Here is a 9,348-nt window from a genome sequence, read left to right on the forward strand (position 1 = left end):
CCGCTACTCACGCGCCGTCCTTCCGCGCCACTGCGACCAGCGATGTGCCGACCGGCAGCCCCACGAACCGCAGCAGCCAGTTCTCCAGCTGGAGGGTACCGATCAGGAGATTGTTCAGCCAGGGCGACAGCACCCGCAGGTCGGTGCGGGGTTCGTCCGGGAGCTTCGGGCGCAGACGCTGCGCCAGCCGGAAAGCCAGAATGGGGCCAAAGGCCGCCACGACTACGGGCGACAGTTTCACCACTCGTGCACCGGTCTCCTGCAGCTTGCGGCGCAACTCCCGCGCGGAGTAGCGACGGCGGTGGGCCAGCGCCTCGTCGTGCTCGCTCCACAGGAAGCGATGGGCCGGCACAGTGACGATGAGACAGCCCCCCGGCCGCAGCACGCGCATCATCTCGGCCAGTCCCGCCTGATCGTCCGGCAGGTGTTCCAGGACGTCGCAACTGATGACCGCGGCGAAGGTGTTCTCGGCATACGGCAGGGCCGCGACATCGCCGGCGGCGACGCGGTCGAAGCCGCGCTCGCGACAGTATGCCAGGGCGTGGGGCGAGCAGTCGCAGCCGCACAGGTTGGCTGCGCCCTTCAGCTCCTTCATCGTGCCCCCGGTGCCGCAGCCGGCATCCAGCACGAGGGCTTCCGGGTCATTCACGTACCGCTGGATGAGCTGCCGCACCAGCTTGCGGCGCCCGACGAACCACCAGTAGGTTTCCTCGAGGTTGTACAGCTCCTGGAAGTCGCGCTTTCTCATGCGTGGGTGTCGTGTCCCCGGGCTGCAGTGAACATCGAACTTATGTTTGACATGGACCTCGAACAGATGTTACAATGCGTCGTGAGCTCTAGCGGCCCCATGGAGGGTGCCACGCCAGGAGGAAGCCCATGCCCAGCGACGACCTCAGTCCGCGCCGCCAGCAAATCCTCGACTGCATTGTCAGCACCACGCGCGACCGGGGCTACCCGCCGACCGTGCGCGAGATCGGGCAGGCCGTGGGGCTGACTTCCAGCTCCTCGGTGCACTTCCACCTGCGGGCGCTGGAGAAGACCGGCTATCTCGAGCGCGACGGTTCGCTCACCCGCGCGCTGCGCCCCCGGCCCTTCCGCCACGCCCAACCCTCACGCTACGTCCCGCTGGTGGGCAAGGTCGCAGCCGGCGAGCCGATCCTGGCGCAGCAGAACATCGAGGAGGCCATGCCGCTCCCCGAGGGGCTCTTTCCCGATGGCGACCTGTTTCTCCTCCGCGTGCGCGGCGATAGCATGATCAACGCCGGGATCATGGACGGCGACCTGGTCGTAGTGAAGCGCCAGCAGAGCGCCGACAACGGCGACATCATCGTAGCGCTGCTGGACGAGGAGGCCACGGTGAAGCGGTTCTTCCAACACAGCCATGCCGTGGAGCTGCGGCCGGAGAATGAGGCGCTGGAGCCGATCATCACCCGCGAGGCGCAGATCCTGGGGCGCGTCTGCGGTGTCATCAGGTCGTATCAGTAGGGCGACGCTGCAGCGCGATCACCGTGATGTCATCCTGGCCGGGCTCGGCGGCAAACTTGCCGGCGGCCGCTCGTACCGCCTGGGCCACTTCCTGTGCCCGCTCCTCCTGGCGCTGTTGCACCAGCTTCCCCACCCGCTCTTCGCCGAAGAACTCCCGCTTGCGGCTCCGCGCCTCGGAGATCCCGTCTGAGAAGCATACGAGCATGTCGCCCGGCGCCAATTGGATCTGGCGCTCCTGGTACTTCGCCTCGCGCCAGGCAGCGACGACGGTGCCGCCGGTGCTCAGCGGAACAACCGGGGCCTCCGGGTCGGCGGGGACGACGAGGGGCGGCACATAGCCGCAGTTGGCGAACGTGAGCATGCCATCCGACAGGCGCAGGACCCCGATGAAGAGGGCGGCATAGCTCTCGGGTTGCAGGGCCTCATAGGTGGTCTCATTGACATGGGCGGCGGCCGCTGCGGGCGAGAGGCTCTCTCGGAGCGCCGCCTGCAGGTGAGAGTGCACCAGCGACAGGTGCACGAGCCCGTAGACGCTCTTGCCGGACATGTCGGCCAGCACGATCAGGAGGTGGTCCGGGTCGAGCAGCCGCAGGTCGTAGAAGTCGCCACCCACCTGCCGCGCCGGCTCGAACACCAGCCCCACATCGTAGCCGGCCAGTTGCGGCACCCGCTCAGGCAACATGCGCGACTGCAGCACCCGCGCGACGCGCATCTCCTGCCGCAGTTCCAGCACCCCGGCATACTCGACGTCCCAGGCGCGCATCAGGTAGCCGGCGATCAGGCCGATGAGCAGCAGCCAGACGCCCTGCGCCGCCGCGGCCTGGAACCAACCGGCAGCAGGGGCCGGCTCGTGGAACAGCGCGTACGGCATCACCGTCGCGATGACCGTGGCAGCCAGGGCCACCAGTACGGCGCCCAGGCGCCGGAACCAGACAGCGGCCGGGATGATGATGAGGTAGAGCAGATCGAAGGCGTCATAGCCGGCCTGGCGGAAGACGGCGATGGCGGTCCCGATCATGGCCAGGTCCACCAGCAGCGCCAGGGGGCGCATGCGCCACAGCACGATCCCCCGCAGGTACAGCAGCAGGAGCAGGAGGTTGAACAGGGCCGCGACCAGAACGACCCCGTCGAGGAGTTGGAGTGCGTACCGCCACAGCTCGTCAGGGTCGCCGTCCACGGGGCGCGGATAGCCGTGGGCGCGCAGGATGTAATAGGCGATGATGAAGGCAGTTCGAATGAGGGCGACGATGATGTCCGAGTCCTCGCGGACCGAACGCTGGCGAGCCTCAGCCGCACCTGGCGGCGTCATGCGCAATGTGCACTCACCTCCCCTCTTGTGCTAAGATATACACGAGGCACCGGCGCGAAGTTCCCACGCGCGCCGCGACGGAGCGGAGCCCTGAGAGTCCGCTCAAGATCGTTTTCGACATGCCGCTCAGTCGAACCTGCCGGGAAGCTACCCGAGGGGTGCAGACGATGCCGACGGCCAGCCCCCCCGACCCGGAACTCATCGCGCGGCGCCGCCTGGAGATGGTCGAGCACCAGATCCGGGGGCGCGGCGTCCATGACGAGCGTGTGCTGCTCGCCATGTCCATGCTGCCGCGCCATGAGTTCGTCCCGCCCGGCCTGCGCGACGAAGCCTACGCCGACATGGCCTTGCCGATCGGCCAGGGACAGACCATCTCCCAGCCCTACATGGTGGGGCTGATGCTCAGCTTGCTGCAGCTTGAGCCGGAGCACACGGCGCTGGAGATCGGGGCCGGATCGGGCTATGTCGCGGCCCTGCTGGGGATGCTGTGCAGGGCCGTCCATGCCGTCGAGCTGGTCCCAGAGCTGGCCGAGCGGGCGCGGCGGGCCATTCAGAAAGTCGGCCTGACCAACGTCCACATCGTTGCCGGTGACGGGACCCTGGGCTACCCCGAGGCGGCGCCGTTCGACCGCATCCTCGTCTCCGCGGCGGCGCCGGCCCTGCCGCAGCCGCTGGTGGAGCAGCTCGCGGAGGGCGGGCGCCTCGTCGCGCCGGTCGGCGGCCGGTCGGTGCAGACCTGCGAGATACACACCAGGCAGGGCGGCAGGCTGCACCTGGAGCGCAGCATAGACTGCGTGTTTGTGCCCCTCCTGGGCGAACACGGGTGGAAGGACCGCTAGATGAGGATCGGCTTCCGAACCGCAGGCTTCCGTGAATGGCCGGTGCAACAGGCGCTGGAGGAGTTGGCCCGGATGGGCTACGATGCCGTGGAGCTGTGCCTGGAGCATCCCGACATGCGCCCCGAGCGCCTGACCGAGGCTGAGGCGTCTGCCCTGGCCGTGGCGACGCGCGACCTGGGCCTGGAGATCGCGAGCATCAGCTACCACGGCGACAACGACGAGCCCGAGCAGCGCCTGACGAACCAGCAGCGGAGCATCGCCCTCACGGCGGCGATGGGGAGCGATCTGCTCATCCTCAACACGCCCCGCCAGGTCGCTGGGAGCGAGGCGGAGCAGTGGGAGGCCCTGGTCTCGTGGGTCGAGACCGGGCTGCTCCCTGAGGCCGAGAAGCACGGCGTGCGGCTGGCCTTCGAGCCCGAGCCCGGCCTGGTGCTCCATGGCCGGCGCGAGATGCTGCAGCTCCTCTCACATCTCCCCCACTCCCTGCTGGGCGTGAACCTCGACCTGGGCCACGCGTGGCTCACCGACGAGAGCGTGCCTGACACCGTAAGGCAACTTGCACCCTGGCTGTGGCATGTGCACTTCGAGGACTTCCCGCGCGGGGAGCACCGCCACCTGCCACCCGGCGAGGGCGACATGCCGCTGGCCGAGATCCACGCGGCCCTGCAGGAGGTCGGCTACGCCGGCCCGTACACGATTGACCTGTTCAACATTGCGGACGACCCGGCGCGACACGCGGCGGCGAGTCTCGCGGCGATCCGGTTACTGCTCGCGTAGTGCGGGCTTCCAGCCCGCCTGCTCCCGGAGGAGGCCCTGGCATGGCGATTCCGTACGACTGCCACACCCACACCACGTTCTCGGACGGCCGCAATTCCGTCGAGGAGAACGTGCGCCAGGCGGAGGCCATGGGCCTGGAGTTGGTCGTCATCAGCGACCATCTGTGGCCGGACACCGATGACCTCAGCACCCACGTCCAGCGCATTGTGGCGGCCGATGCCGAGAGCCCTATCCATGTCGTACCGGGCCTGGAGGTCACGGTCCAGGACTCCATGGGGACAGTGCCCCTCACCGACCGCGACGCCAGCCTCGTGCGGTTCGTGCTGGCGGACATCGGCGGCTGTACCCGCGGCGTAGCCATTGATCCGCCGGCCGATGTGGACCGTTACCTGTCGAACATCTTCCGCACCACCCTCGCCATGGTCGAGAACCCGCTGGTGCACGCCCTGGCCCACCCCTTCAACCTGGGGCGCTTCCCGGCCACGGTGACCCCGGCGCAGCTCCCGCGCAGCGGCCTGCGCGAGGTCGGCGCGGCCCTGTTCGAGGCGGACAAGGCCTTCGAGATCATGAACCAGATGAGCTGGTGGTACCCGGACATGTCCGAGCGCCAGTTCACGCTGGAGTATGCAGAGTTACTGGCCGTGATGGCCGAACAGAACGCCAAGTTCGTCCTGGGCAGCGATGCGCACTCGTGTGGAGCGGTGGGGGCGCAGGGCTGGTGCCGCCGGGTGATGGAGCTGGCGGGCATCGAGAAGTCGCAAGTCGTTGATCTGCCGCGCAAGTTCTCAGACCGACATCCGCCGGTGAGATAGGCCCATGCGGAGCAGCAACCGCCGCTACCTCATACACCGTCTGTTGGTCGTCACGGGCTCCCTGGGGCGGCTGCTGGGCCTGTTCGGTCTGGTCCTGATCGTGCCCGGGGTGGTCGGTCTGCTCTATGGCGAGGTTCGCGTGGGCCTGGCGTTCGTCGTGTGCGGCGCAGTGACGGCGCTGGGCGGCGGGGTGCTGCGGCGGAAGCTCCCCCGGGGGCGGCTGGGCACGCGCGAGGCCATTCTGCTATGCACCGGCGCCTGGGCGGTCTGCTCCCTGCTGGCGGCGATCCCGCTGCACCTGACGTCACCACTGCGCGGCCTGGACGCGATCTTCGAGTGCGTCAGCGGCCTGACGACGACGGGGCTGACCGTGCTGCAGGGCCTGGACAACCAGCCGCACGCGATCATCTTCTGGCGGTCGCTGAGCCAACTGCTCGGGGGCCTCGGCATCCTGTCGTTCTTCCTGCTGGTCAGCTACCCGGGCAGCGCGGCACATCGGCTACTGCAGACCGAATCCACGATGGTGCATGTGCCGCGGCCCACGCCCAGCCTGCAGCGGACCGTGGCCATCACCTGGATGATCTATGGGGTGCTGCTGGTCGCCAACCTCGTGGTTCTCCTCATCCTGGGCGTCGGGGGATTCCAGGCGATCAACTACGCCTTCACCACCACCTCGACCGGCGGCTTTGCCCCTCACGACCTGGGGGTGGGCCAATTCGCCGCTGCGGGGCACCCGAACGCCTACGCCATCGAGCTGGCGACCATCGTCTTCATGCTGCTGGGCGGGATCAACTACCTGCTGCACTACCGGGCCCTGACCGGACGCGTCAGTGTGCTGTTGACGGCGACCGAGCCGCGGCGCTACTGGCTGCTACTGCTGGGCGCCCTGGCGCTGGTGACGGTCGAGGCCCTGGCTCTGCCGCAGAACTGGGAGGCGCTGGCCCAGGCCGGCCCGACCGGAACCATGGGAGGGAGCATTGGCTTCACGTGCTTCCGCATCGCCAGCTTCCAGACCGCCTCGCTCGTGAGCAGCGCCGGCCACGTGACGGTGCCGCTGCACTACAGCTTCTTCGGCCCGGCAGCGCGGCAGGTGTTCATGGGCCTGCTGATGCTGGGCGGCTGCGCGGGCTCGACGGCCGGCGGGCTCAAGATCGTGCGCGCGGCCGTTCTGGGCAAGAGCCTGATCCAGGAGACGCGCAAGCTCTCTCACCCCGAGGGCAGCGTCCTGCCCGTCGTGCTCGATCGGCGGGTCATCGAGGCCCGCGTGGTGCAGTCCATGGCGGCGATGGCCTTCGCGTGGATCGTGTTCACCGGGGTGGGTGGAGTGCTCATGGCGCTGGACTCGTCGCATGGCGGCTTCGAGTGCCTGTCGCTCTCCGTCTCGGCGCTGAGCAACACCGGTCCCAGCCTCATGCCGATGCAGCAGACGGCCCTGCTGCCGCCGCTGTCCAAGGTGGTGCTCATGGTCTGGATGATCGCGGGCCGGCTGGAGATCCTGCCTGTCCTGGCGCTCTTCAGCGCCAGGACGTGGCATCAGTAGGTATTGGGGTTTGGGGATTGGGTTCTGGGGTTTGGGGACGGAGGCCTTTCCTCTACGCCGGCTACTATCCCGCACCGGGAGACAACCCATGTATGTAGTCATCGGTGGTACCGGTTCGACCGGCGGCAGGCTGGCGGGGGTGCTGGCTGACCGCCACGATGTCGTGGCGATCGAGACCGACCAGCACCGCTGCGAACAGCTCTATGCCGAACTGGGCATTCTGGTCATCAACGGGTCGGCTACCGACATTCGTGTGTTGGAGGAGGCCGGCATCGAGCGCGCCGACGTCGCCTGCGGCTTGATGGGCGACGACGCCGACAACCTGGCCTTCCTGCTGCTCGCCCACCGCTTCGGCGTCAAGGCGCGGATTGCCCGCATGAGGGACGCGCGCTACCGAGAGGCCTACGAACTGGCCGGGGCGACGGACATCCTGAATGCCGCCGACATGTTCATGCGCGAGATCGTCTTCTCCATCGAGCGCCCGGAGGCGCGGCGCATCACCGAGATCGGCGCCGGCGAGGCCGAGCTATTGGCCGTCCAGATCCCCGAAGGCGCCGCCATCGAGGGGCGCACGGTGCAGCAACTCACGCAGTCCAGCGGTTTCCCCGAGACCTGCGTCATTGCCGGCATCATAGATGGCGAGCGCCGTGTCACCATCCCGCGCGGGGCCGCCCAGATCGCCCCCCGGAGCGAACTGCTGGTCGTCGCCCGCCCGGAAGAAGTCCCCGACATCGTGACTTTCCTCACACGCAGGAAGTGACCCGCCGGCCGCGAACAGTAAGGTGTGTCGGCTGCGGCGCCGCCCGAGCGCCGGGCCGACCATGTCTCTTGGCCGGTGAGAAGCCGTAGGAAGCGAACCATGCCCGAGACCGCCCCCTCCACCGAACCCGTTGTCCCCCTGCGCCTGGGGCGTCTGCTGGCGTGCACCTTCGGCCACGGCCTCAGTGACGGGTATGCCAACTTCGTGCCGCCGCTGTGGTTCACGGTCCAGCGGATGTTCAGCCTGAGCGACCCGGCACTGGGGCTCGTCTCCCAGGTCCTGGGCATCACCACCAACTTCGCCCAGCCAGTCTTCGGCTACGTGGTGGACCGCTACCGGCTGCGCAACATGCTCCCCCTGGCGCTGCTGCTGGCCACGCTGTTCATGTCGCTCGTGGGCTTCATGCCCAACCTGACGCTGTTCCTGGTGTGCATGATGCTCAGTGGGCTGGGCATCGCCCTGTTCCACCCCCGCGGCGGCTCGCTGGCCGCCGAGGCCTCCGGCTCCTACCGCGCCTTCGGGATGGGCATCTTTGGGGCCGGGGGCGCTGTCGGCTACGCGGCCGCCTCGCTGCTGGCCCCGCTGCTGCACGAGTGGGGGCTGGGGGTGGGCCTGAAGCCCCTGCAGGGCTTCGTGTTCATGCTGCCGCTGGCGCTGGCCGGGGTGCTGCTGATCGTGCGCTACAACCCGGGGCGCTCGCCGATGCGCCCGAACGCCGGTGACGAGCCGGAGATGCCGCCCTTCAGCCTGCGGCGCGACCTACTACCCTATCTGCGCCCGCTGACGCCACTCTTCGTGGTGATGGTCCTGCGCTCGGCGACGGTCTGCGCCTATGCGACCTTCATGCAGATCCTTGAGGGCCGGGCGGGGCACTCTACACTGTTCCAGGGCGCGGTGCTGTTCTGCTTCGTGGGCGGGGCCGCGGTCGGCAACCTGACGGGGGGGCGCCTGAGTGACCGCTACGGGCGCCGTTTCATGACAGTGCTGACGTTGCTGCTCAGCCCGCCGCTGCTGTACGGGGCTCTGTATGCTCCGCCGGTGGCGGTGCTGGGGCTGCTCTTCCTGGCCGGCGCGACGCTGCGGGGAGCGGAGTCGGTCAACATTGCGCAGACCCAGGACCTGCTGCCCCACGGCATGAGCATGGCCTCGGCCATCAGCATGGGCTTCACCTGGGGCGTCGCCGGGTTCATTGCGCCCCTGGTGGGCCTCCTGTCCAAGTGGAGTGGCAGTCTGGCCCTGGCGCTGGCAGCGACCTGTGCCCTGCCGATCATCGCCGCGTTCGTGGCGCTGTCCCTGCCGACGCGCCCGGAACAAATCGCGCCCCGGAAGGTCTGAGACTCAAGCGCTGCCCGGCAGGACCAGCGGACATCCACCCCGAATATGCGCATACTGCCCGCCCCACCGGAGACCGTTGTGCCCAGAGTATTGATTGTGGAAGACGATCGCGAGCTGCGCCAGGTTCTGTCTTACTCGCTCATGGATATCGGCGCCGAGTGCGTCGAAGCCACGGATGGCCGCAAGGCGCTGGAGATCCTGTGCCAGAGCCTGGCGCCCGAGGAGCAGTTCCAACTGGTGCTGCTGGACATCCTCATGCCCGGCGGGGTGAGTGGCTGGGACGTGCTGGAGGCCATGCGGGCCAACCCGCTGTGGTCGGACATCCCGGCGGTGGTGCTCAGCGGCAAGGCCACGCTGCTGGCCGAGCAGGAACGGGCCCGGAAGCTGCGGGCCGCGCACCTGCAGAAGACCGCCCGGTTCGTGGATGAGGTGATGGCCAAGGCCCGCGAGGTGCTGGGGCTGGGGGACGACGCAACAGCATAGACAGGCTG

The 9,348-nt window shown here is 68.4% G+C and carries 10 protein-coding genes; 8 read left to right on the forward strand and 2 right to left on the reverse strand.

Annotation, left to right across the window (positions count from 1 at the left end; genetic code table 11):
- Nucleotides 1–7 precede the first annotated feature (7 nt).
- Nucleotides 8–748 (reverse strand): methyltransferase domain-containing protein, encoded by a 741-nt coding sequence (locus LLH23_21320; GenBank protein ID MCE5241011.1) that lies wholly within the window; start codon nt 746–748, stop codon nt 8–10.
- A 128-nt stretch (nt 749–876) separates the two neighbouring features.
- Between LLH23_21320 and lexA the strand changes: the two genes are divergently transcribed.
- Nucleotides 877–1,485 carry a transcriptional repressor LexA gene (gene lexA, locus LLH23_21325; protein ID MCE5241012.1) on the forward strand — a complete coding sequence of 203 codons (609 nt, stop codon included), beginning with the start codon at nt 877–879 and terminating at the stop codon, nt 1,483–1,485.
- Here the strand turns inward: lexA and LLH23_21330 are convergent.
- Nucleotides 1,469–2,794 carry a PP2C family protein-serine/threonine phosphatase gene (locus LLH23_21330; protein ID MCE5241013.1) on the reverse strand — a complete coding sequence of 442 codons (1,326 nt, stop codon included), beginning with the start codon at nt 2,792–2,794 and terminating at the stop codon, nt 1,469–1,471. The genes lexA and LLH23_21330 overlap by 17 nt on opposite strands.
- 167 nt (nt 2,795–2,961) lie before the next feature.
- Here LLH23_21330 and LLH23_21335 point away from each other — a divergent pair, with 167 nt between their 5' ends.
- The 7 genes from LLH23_21335 to LLH23_21365 all read left to right on the forward strand — a co-directional run bounded on the left by LLH23_21335 (nt 2,962) and on the right by LLH23_21365 (nt 9,340).
- On the forward strand, nt 2,962–3,633 hold the full coding sequence (locus LLH23_21335) for a protein-L-isoaspartate(D-aspartate) O-methyltransferase (GenBank protein MCE5241014.1): 672 nt from the start codon (nt 2,962–2,964) through the stop codon (nt 3,631–3,633).
- Nucleotides 3,634–4,410, forward strand: coding sequence for a sugar phosphate isomerase/epimerase (locus LLH23_21340; GenBank protein ID MCE5241015.1), 777 nt, complete (start codon nt 3,634–3,636; stop codon nt 4,408–4,410).
- Nucleotides 4,411–4,451: 41 nt separating this feature from the next.
- Entirely contained in the window at nt 4,452–5,222 is a 771-nt protein-coding gene (locus tag LLH23_21345) for a PHP domain-containing protein (protein MCE5241016.1), read from the forward strand.
- A 4-nt stretch (nt 5,223–5,226) separates the two neighbouring features.
- On the forward strand, nt 5,227–6,762 hold the full coding sequence (locus LLH23_21350) for a TrkH family potassium uptake protein (GenBank protein ID MCE5241017.1): 1,536 nt from the start codon (nt 5,227–5,229) through the stop codon (nt 6,760–6,762).
- Nucleotides 6,763–6,850: 88 nt separating this feature from the next.
- Nucleotides 6,851–7,522, forward strand: coding sequence for a TrkA family potassium uptake protein (locus LLH23_21355; protein ID MCE5241018.1), 672 nt, complete (start codon nt 6,851–6,853; stop codon nt 7,520–7,522).
- Nucleotides 7,523–7,621: 99 nt separating this feature from the next.
- Entirely contained in the window at nt 7,622–8,857 is a 1,236-nt protein-coding gene (locus LLH23_21360; protein MCE5241019.1) for an MFS transporter, read from the forward strand.
- Nucleotides 8,858–8,935: 78 nt separating this feature from the next.
- A complete protein-coding gene (locus LLH23_21365; GenBank protein ID MCE5241020.1) occupies nt 8,936–9,340 on the forward strand; it encodes a response regulator in 405 nt (134 codons plus the stop codon).
- The last annotated feature ends 8 nt before the right edge of the window (nt 9,341–9,348 follow it).

This window comes from bacterium (genome assembly GCA_021372615.1).
Taxonomy (GTDB): domain Bacteria; phylum Armatimonadota; class Zipacnadia; order Zipacnadales; family UBA11051; genus JAJFUB01.